Source organism: Vibrio atypicus, from assembly GCF_009811315.1.
Lineage (GTDB): Bacteria > Pseudomonadota > Gammaproteobacteria > Enterobacterales > Vibrionaceae > Vibrio > Vibrio atypicus.
Map to the genome: position 1 here is coordinate 735,335 of NZ_BLID01000001.1, position 15,181 is coordinate 750,515.

General features: G+C 45.7%; 12 protein-coding genes. 3 read left to right on the forward strand and 9 right to left on the reverse strand.

What is annotated here, in order from left to right; all coding sequences use genetic code 11:
• Window positions 1–29 precede the first annotated feature (29 nt).
• The 9 genes from GVO60_RS03330 to GVO60_RS03370 all read right to left on the reverse strand — a co-directional run bounded on the left by GVO60_RS03330 (window position 30) and on the right by GVO60_RS03370 (window position 11,957).
• Window positions 30–1,067: a linear amide C-N hydrolase gene (locus GVO60_RS03330; RefSeq protein WP_159651170.1), complete on the reverse strand. Its 1,038-nt coding sequence runs from the start codon at window positions 1,065–1,067 to the stop codon at window positions 30–32.
• Window positions 1,068–1,160: 93 nt separating this feature from the next.
• Window positions 1,161–2,048: a LysR family transcriptional regulator gene (locus GVO60_RS03335; RefSeq protein ID WP_159651171.1), complete on the reverse strand. Its 888-nt coding sequence runs from the start codon at window positions 2,046–2,048 to the stop codon at window positions 1,161–1,163.
• Window positions 2,049–2,211: 163 nt separating this feature from the next.
• On the reverse strand, window positions 2,212–3,954 hold the full coding sequence (locus GVO60_RS03340; RefSeq protein WP_159651172.1) for an ABC-F family ATP-binding cassette domain-containing protein: 1,743 nt from the start codon (window positions 3,952–3,954) through the stop codon (window positions 2,212–2,214).
• A 464-nt stretch (window positions 3,955–4,418) separates the two neighbouring features.
• Window positions 4,419–5,837: a YfcC family protein gene (locus GVO60_RS03345; RefSeq protein WP_159651173.1), complete on the reverse strand. Its 1,419-nt coding sequence runs from the start codon at window positions 5,835–5,837 to the stop codon at window positions 4,419–4,421.
• 46 nt (window positions 5,838–5,883) lie between these two features.
• On the reverse strand, window positions 5,884–6,948 hold the full coding sequence (locus GVO60_RS03350; RefSeq protein ID WP_159651174.1) for an alanine/ornithine racemase family PLP-dependent enzyme: 1,065 nt from the start codon (window positions 6,946–6,948) through the stop codon (window positions 5,884–5,886).
• Window positions 6,949–7,118: 170 nt separating this feature from the next.
• Window positions 7,119–8,087 (reverse strand): LysR family transcriptional regulator, encoded by a 969-nt coding sequence (locus GVO60_RS03355; RefSeq protein WP_159651175.1) that lies wholly within the window; start codon window positions 8,085–8,087, stop codon window positions 7,119–7,121.
• Window positions 8,088–8,265: 178 nt separating this feature from the next.
• Complete coding sequence (locus GVO60_RS03360; RefSeq protein ID WP_159651176.1) at window positions 8,266–10,413, reverse strand: prolyl oligopeptidase family serine peptidase; 2,148 nt, start codon at window positions 10,411–10,413, stop codon at window positions 8,266–8,268.
• 246 nt (window positions 10,414–10,659) lie between these two features.
• Complete coding sequence (locus GVO60_RS03365; RefSeq protein ID WP_174855859.1) at window positions 10,660–11,004, reverse strand: rhodanese-like domain-containing protein; 345 nt, start codon at window positions 11,002–11,004, stop codon at window positions 10,660–10,662.
• Between the two features lie 65 nt (window positions 11,005–11,069).
• Window positions 11,070–11,957, reverse strand: a complete 888-nt coding sequence (locus GVO60_RS03370) for a LysR family transcriptional regulator (protein ID WP_159651177.1) — start codon at window positions 11,955–11,957, stop codon at window positions 11,070–11,072.
• A 155-nt stretch (window positions 11,958–12,112) separates the two neighbouring features.
• Here GVO60_RS03370 and GVO60_RS03375 point away from each other — a divergent pair, with 155 nt between their 5' ends.
• From GVO60_RS03375 to GVO60_RS03385, 3 genes are all read left to right on the forward strand, one after another.
• Window positions 12,113–12,511: a RidA family protein gene (locus GVO60_RS03375; protein ID WP_159651178.1), complete on the forward strand. Its 399-nt coding sequence runs from the start codon at window positions 12,113–12,115 to the stop codon at window positions 12,509–12,511.
• 71 nt (window positions 12,512–12,582) lie between these two features.
• Window positions 12,583–14,043 (forward strand): aldehyde dehydrogenase family protein, encoded by a 1,461-nt coding sequence (locus tag GVO60_RS03380; RefSeq protein ID WP_159651179.1) that lies wholly within the window; start codon window positions 12,583–12,585, stop codon window positions 14,041–14,043.
• Window positions 14,044–14,112: 69 nt separating this feature from the next.
• The gene (locus GVO60_RS03385) at window positions 14,113–15,102 is read left to right on the forward strand and encodes a membrane dipeptidase (RefSeq protein WP_159651180.1); all 990 of its coding nucleotides are present in this window, start codon (window positions 14,113–14,115) and stop codon (window positions 15,100–15,102) included.
• Window positions 15,103–15,181 lie beyond the last annotated feature (79 nt).

Genomic DNA, 15,181 nt, shown 5'->3' on the forward strand with positions numbered 1-15,181 from the left:
CTTTTTTCTATTTAACAAGTCTTACAAACTTACTGACCTGATGCGATGATCTTGTCGGTAATCTCACCAATCATGCCTGTCTGTACAATTGGGAAGTTGATGCTTTTCTCTGAGGCTTGGATCTCTTGCATGTTGTATTGCAGTTGCGTGTAGTCATCTCCCCACTGATAACGGATAAGGGTTTCTCCTGACTGCAAATGGTAGTTAACTGCGTATTCTGTCGCGTAGCCTGCCATGACTCCGTCAATTGGCATATTTGGCGCGTCATGTGGAATCTTGTAAGTGATGGAGTCGAGCTTGAGCATGCCATTAATTACGCTCGTTGGCTCGGTTAGGTGCCCCAAATAGTATGTTGAGTGAATAAAGCGGTCTTCAGGATTTGCGTTCCCCCCAGTACCCAAGTTTGTTTGTGAGTATTGTTGCTCTTGTGGTCCCCAACCTCGTTTAGAACGTTCAACATTGGCAAGGTGTTGGTCATAATCAGGCTGGTTGGTCATAACCGTATACTCTGGTCCATGCCATACGTTAGCGCCATCAGCACGGAACTCGATGATGGCAGAGTCCCCAGTTACGTCCTGTAGGCTAATGTGCAATGCAATACGGATTGGTACTCCCGGAATAAACTCTGTTTTTGCGGGATTTTCTTGGACAAATTTAACTGCTTCATCAACGGTTGAGAACTGCGAAAGTAGATGCTGTAGATAGTGCAATGCGCCAATGTCGTCAGCGTTGTTGAAATCTTGGGTATCCATTCCTCTATCATAGAGAACGTTGCCACTTAACCCTGCGCTATTAATGCCGTCAGTAATCTTGCCGTAGGTGGTGAGGCCCGTAACATCAAATAGTGAAGTGACCTGGTTATTACCATCGAGATGGGTTAAGTAAGAGCTATTTTTGGGGATATTGACCAAGTGTGGATTGGTTTGCTCTGACCAATCAAGTGTGCGGGTGACGAATGTACCATTATCTTTGGTATCCCATACGATTCGAGTACAGGCTTCAGCAGCACTGACAATGCCAATGGAAAAAGTAGCAGCGATAACGGTAGAGATAAGTTTTTTATTCATGACTAAGGACCTATTTGCTTCGGAACGGGGTCATGATGGCATTAAGTTTTCAAACCAAAAACTACAGTATGCGGGATAAAATCCATCAGTTTTCTAGTCGAAAGTGGAGAAATGCTCTTTTGTTATTTTCTTAATGAGTGTTAGAGCAGGCTCATTTTCTAGTGATAGGGAATAGTAGAGTGTCAGTCCAAAAGTAAACTGATTGGCTACCTCTCCAATGTTTAGTTGGTGCAGATCTCCGCTGCGTACCAATGGGGTGGAAAGTTCAGTGCTCATGATGGCCCACCCGTCATGTTTAACCAATTCTAAAAGCAGGTCGTTGTTGCTGACCAAATGATACTGCGGTGAAATAGCGTAGAGTTCTGGCAGGGTATTGAAATGATTTTCGCTGATGTACTGTTTTTCTAGCTTTAGATCTTCTGTAGAAAGGTTGACTAGGTGACGTAGCTTACTGCGTTTTCCCGAATAGACCCCAAGTTTCCCATACCCAAGAGAATAGTAAGCGATATTTTTCTCGGCGCTTTGCATGTTTCTATGCTGCATTAACGCAATACTGTTAGGGTCTGATTCGAGACAATCAAAGGCTTCTTCCCGGTTTCTATGCAGCCAATGAATCGTGAGCTCTGGGTAATGTTGTGCGAGTGCATGCTCTATTTTTAAAGCCAAGTTCAAAGGCAAAGAGATATCGTGATAGACATTAATATGCAGTAAATCTTGGCGGTATATGTTGCCAAAGGAAGCGTTGAGTTTTTCGGTATTACTAATGATGACTTTAGAGCGTTGGTAAATATGTTTTGCCGCATTGGTCGGGCAGGCTTTCTTACCAACGATCTCAAAGAGAGTGACGTCATAGAGATCTTCAATAGCCTTAACTTGGTCACGGATCGTAGTTCGATCTTTGTTGAGCTTTTTCGCTGCTGCGCTGTAGCCCTGTTGTTCGTACGTGGTGCAAAAAGCGATAAGGTGTTCGTAAGAAAACATATCCAAATACTCAATCTTTGACTTAGTGTTGATTGAATTTATCTCACATATGTGTCTTTTATGATGGTGTTTTCTTCATTTAATGTGTCGGAAATATGACTTGAATCGACAATTTCCATTATTTAGGGGTGAAAAAGGCACCAATTATCGGTGCCTTTTGTCGTTATAGTTGCGCAGTTATTTTTTCAATCTGCTGCTGCCACTCTTGCTGCATGGCTGGCTTTTGGTGTTTAGGTTTACGTTGCCTATCTGCTTCAAGCAAACTCTCCAACTCCAACAACCTTTCAAGCAGCTTTTCCTCTGACTCAGCCTCTACAGTTGGAGATACTGGATTCGAAGGCGAACTCGCTGCAGAGGTTGAAGCTGCTGATTTTGGCGCTGAATCGGCAATACGATCGTAAATCTCTTCAACAGAGAGATATTCGGTAAGCTCACCATCCTGAATAAACCAGAATCGATTGCAACTTTGTTCGATTAAGCTGCGATCGTGGCTGACCAATAACGCAGCCCCTTCAAACTGATTCAAGGTTTCAATCAGCTCTTCTTTACCTTCCATATCTAAATGGTTGGTTGGCTCATCTAAGAACAGAAGGTGATACCGGGCCAACGTTAAACCAACAAACAGCAATCGCGCTCGTTCACCACCACTTAAGCAAGAGACGGTTTGCCCATGTCTGGCGTATTCGAATCCTGCGCTTATCAAGGCGCGCTTGGCGTACTCTTCGCTAATGGCGGCGAAATTGAGTAGCGCATCGCGAATAGTGTCATGGTCATTAAGCTGATTGAGCGATTGATCGTAGTAGCCCAATCGGCAGCGATCATGGAAGGTGATCGCTGGGCTCAAAGCTCCCGTTAGTTCTGCCTCTATTTGAGCTTGGTAACTATGGTGAAGTAAATTGAGCAAGGTTGATTTACCACAGCCATTACTGCCAAGTACGGCGATTCGATCACCGCTTTTGACGCGCTTTTCTACCATCTCAAACAGGTAGTGATCGCTTTGAGGCGGCGTCACACTAAAAGGTGTCACTTCGAGAAGTCGGTTAGCTGGCAGCGCGTCACCTTTGAGTTCTAACGCCCAAGGTGTGCCATCGGTTAGCTCTGTTTGCTCCTCTTCCAATCGCTCTTTGCGGGCAAACATGGTTTTTGCTTTCCGAGCTAAGTCTTCGTTGTCGTAAACTTTACCCCAGGTTGCAAGGCGTTTAGCGCTTTTCTCAATGCGGTCTATTTCTTTCTGCTCGCTCAAATGGCGCTGTTTATCTTGTTGGTCTTTTTCACTTAACGCCATTCTCGCTTGTGAGCAAGGAAGCGAAAAATGGTGTAACGCGTGATCACGCATCACCCAGGTGGTGTTAGTGACCCGATCCAACAAGGTTTGGTCATGTGAGACCAGAACAAACGAGCCTTTCCAGTCAGAGAGAAATTGCTCTAGCCACATTAATGAAGGCAGGTCTAGGTGGTTACTTGGTTCATCAAGCAGCAGTAGATCAGGTTGGTGAATAATCGCTCGTGCAAGAAGTAAGCGCATTTGTTGACCGCCGCTGCAATTGGCGACAGGCATTTGCCATTCATCTTCGTTAAAGCCTAATTCACCGAGTAGCAGCTCTGCGCGCCAAACTTCATCATCTGGCAAAGATTCCGCTAATGCCGACAATACGGATTGGTCATGTAAAGCTGGTGGAATATGCTGTTCAACGTAACGCATTAAACAGTGGTTTGCTTTGGCTATTTGGCCACTACTTGGTTCAAACTGGCCATCGAGCAATTTTAGCAGTGAGCTTTTGCCACAACCGTTATGGCCGATCAGTCCAATTTTGTCACCACGGTTAATGGTAAAAGTAAGCTCATTAAATAGAGCGGTTGAAGTGTAGTTAAGTGTTAAGGATTGTGCGGTTAAAAAAGTACTCATAATATTCTCAAGAATTTGGGGCGCAGAAGGCCTTTGTCAGGGCTGACAAATAATTCTTCGAGCTTGAGGGAAGGTACTCGGGTTGACGTTTTCAGTCGACGATGATTATTCGCTCAAGTCGAGATTATCGCAGCGCGAAATCTAAAACTCTTGAGCGAGCTGTCATACCATAAAAACGTGGGTTGATTAAACACCACTTAGACATAGGTTCCTCCTTGGTTTCGTTGTGAAAATGCGAACATTTTCGATTGTCCATAGCGGGCATTGTAGCGAGTAGGCTCTATTTGCGCACTGATGACAACTGAAAAAGCTTAAGAAGCGAGTTGTAGATCAAATATTGGTCTATCACTTGTGGATTCATACTTGGTTTATGAATGGAAAGGAGGCATTGCTGCCCCCTTCCCATATTGGCGACGAATCTCATTAGTGCATAAAATCTGTTTTACTGGAGCGCTATTGACTTATTAGCCTGCCATTGAAACACCAAGCGAGAGCACAACGCTGTTAAGGACGACAAAGAAAGCTACCAGAGGCGCAATGAACTTAAGCCAAGTAATGTAAGGAATACGTGCAATCGCCAAGCCGCCCATCAATACTCCGTAGGTCGGTGTGATAAATAGAATTGTACCAATACCACTCATAAACGCAGTCACGACAAGCTCTCGGCCTGTGTTAGCAAAATCACTCAGCGGCGCCAAGATTGGCATGCTCATGACCGCGAGTCCCGAGGTCGATGGGACGATGAACGACAGCATCATTTCTATCACGTAAACGGTATTAATAAACAGTACAGAGCTTTTACCCGCAACCAAACCTTCTGCGTAGTGAAGAATGGTATCAGTGATGTTACCCGCTTCCATTACCACCACAATACCGCGAGCCACGCCAACAATCAGTGCAACGCCGATTAAATCTGCCGCACCAGCAACGAACGCGTTAATCAGCTTCTCTTCACCTAAACGGCCAACAATGCCACATAGAATGCCCATAAAGATAAACAGGGTAGCCATCTCAGCCATCCACCACCCAAGCGCTGAAACGCCATAAATCATGATGGCAAAGGTGAGAATGAACAGAACCAATACCGCTTTTTGCGAGCCAGTCAGTTCTGGCAATTGCGCGCTTGGGTCTTTATCACCAAGAAAGTGTTTTTCATTCTCTTTACGCAGATTAGCTAGCAAAGAAAGTTCTGGGTTGTTTTGAACTTTCTTGGCATACCGCATCACGTAAGCGATTGAAACTACTAAGGCAATGGCGAGGATGGCAAATCTTAGCTCGATACCACTAATGAAATCGACGCTCGCCGCATTGGAGGCAATCACAGTCCCAAATGGATTGATGGTTGAGCCCAATGTTCCCACCCCAGTTCCGACGAAAATAACGGCGACTGCGACCATTGGGTCAAAGCGAGCGGTCATAAAAATTGGAATCAATAAACCGTAAAATGCGAGGGACTCTTCCGCCATGCCATATGAAGTTCCGCCCAACGCAAACAGCACCATCAAGATAGGGATCATATAAATTTCTCTGCCCTTTAAGCGCACCATAATCCGTGCGATGCCAGTATCGATCGCACCTGTTTGCGTCACGATGCCAAGAAAGCCGCCAACCATTAGGACAAACAAACTCACGTCAATGGCACCAATCAGCCCTGACGCGGGATCATAGAAGCCGGAAATCGGTGCCATTAGAGTGTCAAAGAAACCTTGAGGAGATGACTCAATCACATGGTAGGAACCAGGCACCGGAACTTCTCTGCCTAAGTTCTCATTCATTTCACGCGTATATTTTCCTGCAGGTAATATATAAGTGAGGGTGGCGAAAAAGGTGATCAACAGGAAAAGAATGGTAAAGGTATTGGGAAATTTCTTTATTTTGAACATAGCGTGTCCTTAACGAGCGTTTGTGCTCGTACTGCTCAATGAAGTACTAGATAAATCGTTTGGTAATGTATTCGGAGGTCATACATTGCAATACGCCGCCGTAGGAGAGCTCAAATTCAATTAGGCTGCCCACGTGGTAAGGCATATCGCTGTCGTTGATATCAAGAATGAGGTGATCACTACTGCCACCAATCACAATGATGTTTCGATCTTTCGGGGTCATTTGGCTGATATCGATATCTTGTTTGCCGATGGCGCAAATGGCGCGCTTGCGAAGACCGCGATCGGTGAAAATAGGTTTGTGTCCAAAGGCATCTAACGCGGTCGACTCTGTTGGAACGGAGGGCTTTACTTTGATTTCGACAATTTCAGCCGTTAAATCAAACGTGTCTTGGCGAGTGTTAGGAACAGGGTCATCGTTTAATCCAATACCCATTAGCACAGAAGCGCCAAGTCTAAGCTGATTAATACCTTTGGGTAGATCGCCGCGCAGCATAAGAGGTAGCCCCGCTGAGCTCGCACCAGAGAGGTAACTGAGTGTGATGTTGTGTTCAGACTCAATTTGTTGCGCAAGCGCAATCAGCAGGGTTTGGTTATCGACCGAAGGCTCAACGCCACCGTAGCAGGCTAGGTTGGTACCAAGCCCAACCAGTTTGAGGCCTTCGAGTTTCATTACCTCTCGCGCAAGCTGTAAGGTTTCCTCTTGGTAGAACGAACCTTCACGAAGATCTCCCATATCATGCATGATAATGACTTGATGCAGCTTGTGCTGTTTGACCGCTTCAACGGCTAAAGCTTGAAGAGTCTCAAGTTCCGAGTTGAGCGAGATATCGGCATACTGCACCACTTCTCTTGCTTGGCTAATGGCTGGGATTCTTAGCAGCATAGTTTCACCATCAAGATGGCGCAGCTTCTTCAGGTTTTGAATTCTAGAGTCTGCGAGGATGCCAATGCCCCCAGCGAGGATTGCCTCCCCAACCTCTGGGTAGGCGCAGGCCAGTTTCGTAACGCCCGCAGGTTTGACCCCGAAGCGCTCGCACGCACTAACCAAATTGTGTGCATTGTGGGTAATTGTATCTAAGTGAATATTAATGCATGGATAGTGGTCCATATAAATACCTATGATGAATGGTGATATTTATATGCATTTGGCGCTTTTTGATGGGTAAGATAAATAACGAGTTATTTATAGATACTTTGCCAGTTTTCGATGTTAGATATTATGCGCATATTTGTTAGCAAAGCGGATGGATGCACTTTGCTAACGTTTGTGCTTTAGGGCTAGTGTGGCTTAGTGATTGGCGTTGTGTTTGCCGAGTCTAAAATTGAGTTTTCGGTGATGGGGTCGCGGCCTGATGAATGAACAACGGCGATTTTATTCATCAACTCTGTGGCTGCGAGAGAGAGCTCTCTTGAATCTAAGGTGGTGAGATGAAACGATGCGAGATACTCAAGTGATGGCGCGTTGATCTTGACCATTTTCCCCCTCAGTTCCCAAATTTCTGCATAGTGATCGGGTAAGTAACCGACGAAGGTGCCAGAGAGAATCAAATGCGCTGTGGCTTCCATATTGGTGCTACTCGCAAGGTGAGATAGGTTTTTTGTGTCACTGAACGGGGTGATCTTGTGAGGTAATCCTCGATCGACAATGGGAAATCGAATCAGATCGCGAGTCGTGATTTCATGCTTTATGCTCAAGATAGGGTGCTCGGGTGTGCAATACAGGCATTGTTTCTCGTTGAACAGCAACCGGTAATTGAGACCATCTTTTTGAACTTCCGATGACGTGACTCCCAAGTCGATTTCACCCTCAAGTAGCTTCATTTCTATTTTGTACGAATCCCAAATATCGGTATCGAGGGTAACTTTGGGATGATCGTGACAAAAACTACCAATAGCGTGCTGAATGCGACATTTTGGATTGGTGGCGAGATTGTCGGTGAGCGCGAGCTTGACGTGTCCATGAGAAATCTTGCGGATGTCATCGAGTTGATTTTCAAAGGAATGAATATTGTCGAACAGTTGCTTGCTAAGTTGGTAAACCTTCATACCATCTGGCGTTAACCGGAAGCCTCGCCGTCCCCTATGACACAGCGTCATTCCTAAGCGCGTTTCTAGATCGTTCATCCTTGTACTGATCGTTGACTGATGCATGTTGAGTTTAAACTGCGCGGCGGAAAAACCTCCTGAATCAGCAATGGTTAGAAATAGGTGCAATAGCTTTAAGTCAAAGTCATTTATTTTGCGCATTTCGCCTTAGATCTCGAAAGAAACTCTTTTCAGGGATGGTAAAAGAAAATCGAGTGATTATCTGAGAGGTAACGCACTGGGCCAATGTAAGCTGCCGCCATCAAGCTTATAAATACCCTCACCAGATAGGATTAGTACAGCCTATCTAGTGAGGATTTACATTTTAAGCATCAAAGAGTTAGATCTTCTCAACACCCATATTAAATAGCGTGAAGCTGTAGATATCGGCGTATTGTTCAATGATTTTGCTCGTTGGTGTGCCTGCACCGTGACCTGCATCGGTTTCGATACGAATTAAAGTCGGTTGAGTGCCCGCTTGTTTCTTCTGCAGTTCAGCCGCAAATTTGTATGAGTGAGCAGGTACAACGCGGTCATCGTGATCGCCTGTGGTGACCATGGTCGCTGGGTATTCGGTGCCTGCTTTTACGTTGTGTACGGGTGAGTAGTTCTTTAGGTATTCGAACATCTCTTTGTTTTGCTCAGCGGTGCCGTAATCATAAGCCCAGCCTGCACCTGCCGTGAAGGTGTGGTAACGCAGCATATCTAGTACACCAACAGCAGGTAGTGCCACTTGGAAGAGTTCAGGACGCTGAGTCATAGCCGCACCAACCAGTAAGCCGCCGTTTGAGCCACCATTGATCGCCAGTTTGTCTGATGAGGTGTAGCCTTTATCTATCAAGTACTCGGCTGCGGCAATGAAGTCATCAAATACGTTCTGTTTGCGCATTTGTGTACCTGCATTGTGCCACTCCTTACCATACTCACCACCGCCGCGTAAGTTCGCGACAGCAAAGATACCGCCTAGCTCTAGCCAAGCTGCACGACTTGGGCTAAACACAGGGGTTAAGCTGACGTTAAATCCACCGTAACCATAAAGAATTGTCGGCGCTTTACCATAGAGAGGCGTCCCTTTCTTATAGGTCAAAATCATTGGTACTTTAGTGCCATCTTTGGAGGTGTAGAAGACCTGCTTTGATTCAAATTGTTCTGAATCAAAGGGCGCTGCAGATTCACGGTAGACATCGCTCTCGCCTGATTGAATATCAAGCTTGAAAGTGGTGCCTGGCGTTTTGTAGTTGGTGAATGTGTAGTAGAGCTCTTTGTCTGCTTCTTTACCGCTAAAGCCGTGCGCCGTGCCCAGATCCGGCAGGGCAATATCACGGATGAACTTACCGTCCATGTCGTACTGTTTCACTTGAGACGTCGCATCCACCATGTATTGCGCGAACAGGCTGCCACCGGCCGTGGCGACATTCAGTACGTTCTCTGTTTCGGCAATGACATCAACCCAGTTTTCTGGTTGAGGGCGGGTAAAGTTAACCTTTGCGACGCGCATGTTCGGTGCGTTAAGGTTTGTTTCTAGATAGATCGTATCGCCTTGCGAATCGATGATCCAAGTGTCTGAATCTGTATTATCCAGTACGGTGATCAATTGGCTATCTGGCTTGGATAAGTCTTTCACGTAAAGTTTGTTGCCCGACGTTGACTCCATCGCGCCAATCACGAGGAAACGGCCGTCTTCGGTGGTGTAGCCAGAAACATAACGATGCTTTTCGGCATCAGATCCACCAAATACTAAAGTATCGTCACTCTGTTTGGTGCCGAGCTTATGGAAATAGAGTTTGTGTTGATCTGTTTTGGCCGACAGCTCACTGCCTTCTGGCTTGTCGTAGCTTGAGTAGTAGAAACCTTCATTGTTTAACCAACTGATGCCACTGAATTTTACATCTACCAAGGTATCGCCGATGCGCTGTTTGGTTTCTGCATCCATGACAATCACTTTACGCCAGTCACTGCCACCTTCTGAAATGCTGTAAGCAAACAGAGATCCATCTTTGGTAAAGCTAATACCGTCTAAAGAGGTGGTACCATCTTCACTGAAGGTGTTTGGGTCTAAGAATACTTCTGGCTCGCCGTCACCGATTTGGCGATAAAGAACATCTTGGTTTTGTAGGCCATCATTTTTGTAGAAGTATGTGTATTTGCCTTCTTTAAATGGGCTGCCGACTTTCTCGTAATCCATTAATTGAGTCAGTCGCTGTTCGATTTTTTCTCGATAAGGAATCTGTGACAAGTAATCGAATGTGACTTTGTTTTGCTCCGTTACCCATTGCGCTGTTTCTTCGCTGCGATCATCTTCAAGCCAACGGTAAGGGTCTTTGATTTTGGTGCCAAAGTAGTCGTCCACCACATCCACTTTTTTTGTGTTTGGATAGTCTAATGTCATCTGTTTTACCTGTTGTTGCGTGGTTTCATTTGCAAGTGCAGTTGGAATTCCCCCACTGAGAGAGACGGAGATTGCCAAAACTAAGGCCTTTACATACATAGCCTTTCCTTGTGCTTACGTGAATTTATAAATAAGAATGAGACTCTACTACATTTAACCAGTTAGAGCCTAGTTCTCTGGTTGAGAACGCTAGACTCTGTGAAAAATGCCGAAAAAATAACTAATAAGTTGGGTGAATACGTATCGAAATGTATCGACAAGAAAAGGCGAAGCAATTCGGCATAAGCATTATGATGATTACGTAACTCGTTGCTTTTAATTCATAAGGTTACTAAACATTTAAGGTTATTTAGCTTGTTGCATCTCTACCAAGCCGCCCGCGTTATGTAGGTTGGTGAAGCCTTTTAATTGCAAGTAATCAAAAGCTTTGCCCGAGCGATTCCCACTGCGGCAATAGAGAACGATTTGAGTCTCTTTATCTATATTGGCGAAATGTTTATCTAGCTCTGAAAGTGGGTAGTTAATGGCGCTTTCTAAATGGCCATCCGCGAACTCTTGAGGGGTTCGAACATCAACGACCATAGCACCTTGTTCTATCCATTCCCAACCAATATCGGCACGTTCTGAAGCAAGCAGGGGGGAGGATAAGAACGCGAGAGAGGCAAGCAAAGCAATCAGTGATTTTTTCATAACTCTTCCTTGTTTGAACAGAGGCTTAAGCATAGCGTTTTTGATTTTTACTACTGCGATAAAACTCACATTGGCTCATCGTAATTTAAGTACTCAATACACAAATCGTGAAAGGCTTTAGCCTGCGGTGAAATAGAGCGGTCATTTAAGGTGAAAATGCCGATCTCTCGCTCTAGAGGAGGATCAATAAGAGGAATCCAAACTAAGCGAGTTTCATTGGTAGGGAAAGCGAGCTTAGGTAAAGTTGTTACTCCAATCCCGAGCTCTAGCACTGAAAACAGCGAGGTAATGTTTTCTACAGAATAGAGGGCTTGTTCACTGAGAGCCCGTGCTGGCGTTGGGTCGAGCAGAGTACAAGTTCCGTTGCGAATAAAAGGTTGTTCTAGCAATGTTTGCCACTCAATCCCATTGGGTTGCTGAGCGATAGGATTGTCTTTTAAACACACGACGCCAATCGGGTCGGAAAGCAGCGGAGTGAAGTTTAATCCGCCTTCATCTAAGTGTGAGGGGTTACCTAACGCCAAGTCCACTTCACCTGACAAAAGACGCGCTTCTACGCCTGCTGCGTTGTCATCAATTAAGCTGACTTCGACGTTAGGGTGCTGTTCGCAAAAGGCGCCTAACACACTCGGGATGAGTTTTGCGGCAACCGAGGGCACACTGGCAATGCGTACTCGTCCTTGCTGTCCGGCTGCAGCGGCTTTTAAGTCGTTGTCTAAGGCATTATAGATATTTAAGAACTGAATGATCTTAGGTAAGCATATCTCGCCAAAAGGGGTAAGTTTGGTTTTGTTACCCGGTTCGAACAGTGCTTGGCCAAGGATTTTTTCTAGCTCTTTGATTGAAGTGGATAGCGCAGCTTGAGAGCGATTGGCTCGGTGGGAGGCTGCACGAAAACCACCTTCTTCGACTACCATCACAAAATGCTTTAATTGTTGAAGCTTAATACTCATCTGACCACTCTCCAAATCCCTTTATTCACCTCATTTTAGTTAGGGTGATAAATTTTTCTTATCAAATGAAAAAAATTTACCGTTAGATTTATCGAAAGTCAATGTGCACTATTTAACCATCTTGAAACAAAGTTGTTACAAAGGTTGAAAGGCTCGTGAATAATCAAACTCAAAAACATCCAGTAAAAACTGCTCTTTTTGCTTCTAAAGCACCGCTTGAATGGGCAATTGTGAATAACGGTACGCTTTATACGGCTCAAATCCCAATTGATGAAACTGGCGCTGTAGTTGAAGGCGGCATTGAAGCACAGACGCGCCAAACCTTTAACAACCTTGTCCATACCTTAGAGTGTGCCGGAGAGTCACTCGACTCTGTCATACAAGTGCTGATTTATGTCACTGATCGTGAATACCTCAAAACCGTTAACGAAGTTTACGCGGAATATTTTTCAGCACCGTACCCAAATCGCGCTGCCATGGTGGTTGCTGGCTTAGCTCGGGAAGAGATGCTGGTGGAGTTTGTGGTATACGCCGCAGCGAATCAACCTCAATAACATTGACGCACACATATTCAGATTAACAAGTGATTGGCTAGGTCGATCACGAAAAGAACAAGGAACGAGCAATGACTTTTATGAATAATGTTCAAGCTGAAAAATCTCTTTATATCGGTGGCGAATGGCAAGCGGGAATCGATACGATTGCCAATGTAAATCCGTCGGATATCACTGAAAATATTGGTGATTTTGCCCAGGCGAGTCAGTCTCAAGTTGAGCAAGCGATTCAAGCGGCAAAAACAGCGCAACCTGAATGGGAGCATACCCCAATTGAGCGTAAACAAGCCGTGCTGCAAGCGATTGGCGATGAGCTTATTGCGCGCTGTGATGAACTAGGAACCTTGCTGTCTCGTGAAGAGGGTAAGCCGTTTGCAGAAGGTCGCGGTGAGATCTATCGCGCAGGTCAATTCTTTCAATATTTTGCGGCAGAAGTGCTGCGTCAAATTGGCGATAACGCCGCTTCAGTTCGTCCAGGTGTCTCTGTTGAAGTGACTCGTGAAGCAGTGGGCGTTATCGCTATTATTTCCCCTTGGAATTTCCCGACAGCAACGGCCGCTTGGAAGATTGCTCCTGCGCTTGCATTTGGTAATAGCGTTGTGTGGAAGCCAGCAAACCTGACGCCGGCGAGTGCCGTTGCGTTGACAGAAATTATTCACCGCCAAGGCTTACCAGCAGGCACTTTTAACCTTGTATTGGGCAGTGGCTCTCAAGTGGGTAATACCCTAATTAATTCAACCGATGTAAATGGCGTGAGCTTTACTGGCTCAGTCGATACGGGTCGCAAAGTGGCGGCGGCGACTGCACCAAACTTTGTTCGTTGCCAGCTAGAAATGGGCAGTAAAAACGCGTTGGTTGTCGCCGATGATGCCGACATTCAAATTGCCGTTGAAGCAACCATAGCCGGTTCTTTCTCTGGCGCAGGTCAAAAATGTACAGCTTCTTCTCGCCTAGTCGTCATGGACGGGATTCATGATGCCTATGTTGAAGCTCTGATCAAACGCATGAGTGAACTTAAAGTGGGTCATGCATTGGAAGAGGGCATCTTTATGGGGCCAGTGGTTGATGGCAACCAACTGAACGCGAACTTCGAGTGGATAGAAAAAGCACGTCAAAGTGGTGCTGAGCTTGCCTTCGGGGGTGAGCGTCTGAATCTAGAACATGATGGTTATTACATGTCACCGACCCTGTTTTTGAATACCGATAACAGCTGGGAAGTGAACCAAGAAGAGGTGTTTGCTCCTATGGCAAGCGTCATTCGAGTTGCCGATCTCGATGAAGCCATTGCGGTTGCTAACGATACGCGCTTTGGCCTAACAGGCGGCATTGTCACGCAAAGTCTACGCAACAGCGCCATCTTCAAACAGCAAGCACAAACGGGTTGTGTCATGGTCAACTTGCCAACGGCGGGGACAGACTACCACGTTCCATTTGGCGGTCGTAAAGAGTCGAGCTTCGGGCCTCGTGAGCAAGGCCAATATGCGAAAGAGTTTTATACCGTGGTGAAAACTGCTTATCAACGTCCTTACTAATGGGCGCGGGGTGGCGATGTGTGTCATCACCCATGCAATAGCAGAGACAGTTTGAATGAAGGAGTGGTTATGTACCAACAACGGATTGTGATTGATGGATTGCAGTACTGCAACTGGGACAGAGAGTATTTTCAGACCTTAAAAGCCAGCGGCATTACCGCCGTTCACGCGACGATCGTATATCACGAAAATGCTCGAGAAACCTTAACCCGTTTCGCTGAATGGAATTTACGTTTTGAGCAAAACGCGGATCTCATTATGCCTATCCATTCTATGGCGGATGTAGAAACCGCCAAAGTTCAAGGCAAAGTGGGTGTCTTTTTAGGGGCTCAAAACTGCTCTCCAATTGATGATGAAATTGGTTTGATTGAAGTGATGCGCCGCCAAGGTCTGTTGATCATGCAGCTCACTTATAACAATCAGAGCTTACTCGCGACGGGTTGCTACGAGCAAAATGATACGGGCGTTACTCGCTTTGGTAAGCAAGCCATTCAAGAGATGAATCGTGTGGGCATGATTATCGATATGTCTCACAGCGCAGAGCGTTCAACGCTAGAAGCGATCGATCTTTCATCTCGTCCTATTTGTATTAGTCATGCCAACCCAACCTTTGCGCATGATGCGCTGCGTAACAAGTCAAACAATGTCATCAAAGCTTTGACCGAATGCGGTGGCTTGATTGGCTTTAGCCTCTATCCGTTCCATTTACCAAACGGTAGCCAATGTAGCTTAGATGACTTTTGCCAAATGGTTGCGAAAACCGCCGATCTGTTTGGCGTCGATCATTTAGGTATCGGTAGTGACTTGTGTCTGAATCAACCTCAGCAAGTGTTGGAGTGGATGCGCAACGGTCGCTGGTCTAAGAAAATGGATTACGGTGAAGGATCCGCAAGCAATTCAGGATGGCCTGATGCACTGCCTTGGTTTAGCGGCAGTTCAGGCATGGAAAACATTTATAACGGCTTAATGCGCCACGGGTTCAGTGAATCTGAGGCAGGAAAAATACTGGGTGAGAACTGGTTTAACTTCTTAAAAGAAGGACTTGAGCCTATTTCGTAAACACCACCTAAACATGGAAGAGTCTGCCAACAAAATAACAATAAGGTAGGCGTTAAAGTTAACTTTTGCTGCTAGTCAA

What these genes read in the sequence shown, in the direction of transcription:
- GVO60_RS03380 (WP_159651179.1), top strand. Translation starts at nt 12,583, where the DNA reads ATGACTTTTATGAATAATGTTCAAGCTGAAAAATCTCTTTATATCGGT.
- GVO60_RS03360 (WP_159651176.1), bottom strand. Translation starts at nt 10,413, where the DNA reads ATGTATGTAAAGGCCTTAGTTTTGGCAATCTCCGTCTCTCTCAGTGGG.
- GVO60_RS03335 (WP_159651171.1), bottom strand. Translation starts at nt 2,048, where the DNA reads ATGTTTTCTTACGAACACCTTATCGCTTTTTGCACCACGTACGAACAA.
- GVO60_RS03365 (WP_174855859.1), bottom strand. Translation starts at nt 11,004, where the DNA reads ATGAAAAAATCACTGATTGCTTTGCTTGCCTCTCTCGCGTTCTTATCC.
- GVO60_RS03330 (WP_159651170.1), bottom strand. Translation starts at nt 1,067, where the DNA reads ATGAATAAAAAACTTATCTCTACCGTTATCGCTGCTACTTTTTCCATT.
- GVO60_RS03385 (WP_159651180.1), top strand. Translation starts at nt 14,113, where the DNA reads ATGTACCAACAACGGATTGTGATTGATGGATTGCAGTACTGCAACTGG.
- GVO60_RS03345 (WP_159651173.1), bottom strand. Translation starts at nt 5,837, where the DNA reads ATGTTCAAAATAAAGAAATTTCCCAATACCTTTACCATTCTTTTCCTG.
- GVO60_RS03350 (WP_159651174.1), bottom strand. Translation starts at nt 6,948, where the DNA reads ATGGACCACTATCCATGCATTAATATTCACTTAGATACAATTACCCAC.
- GVO60_RS03340 (WP_159651172.1), bottom strand. Translation starts at nt 3,954, where the DNA reads ATGAGTACTTTTTTAACCGCACAATCCTTAACACTTAACTACACTTCA.
- GVO60_RS03355 (WP_159651175.1), bottom strand. Translation starts at nt 8,087, where the DNA reads ATGCGCAAAATAAATGACTTTGACTTAAAGCTATTGCACCTATTTCTA.
- GVO60_RS03370 (WP_159651177.1), bottom strand. Translation starts at nt 11,957, where the DNA reads ATGAGTATTAAGCTTCAACAATTAAAGCATTTTGTGATGGTAGTCGAA.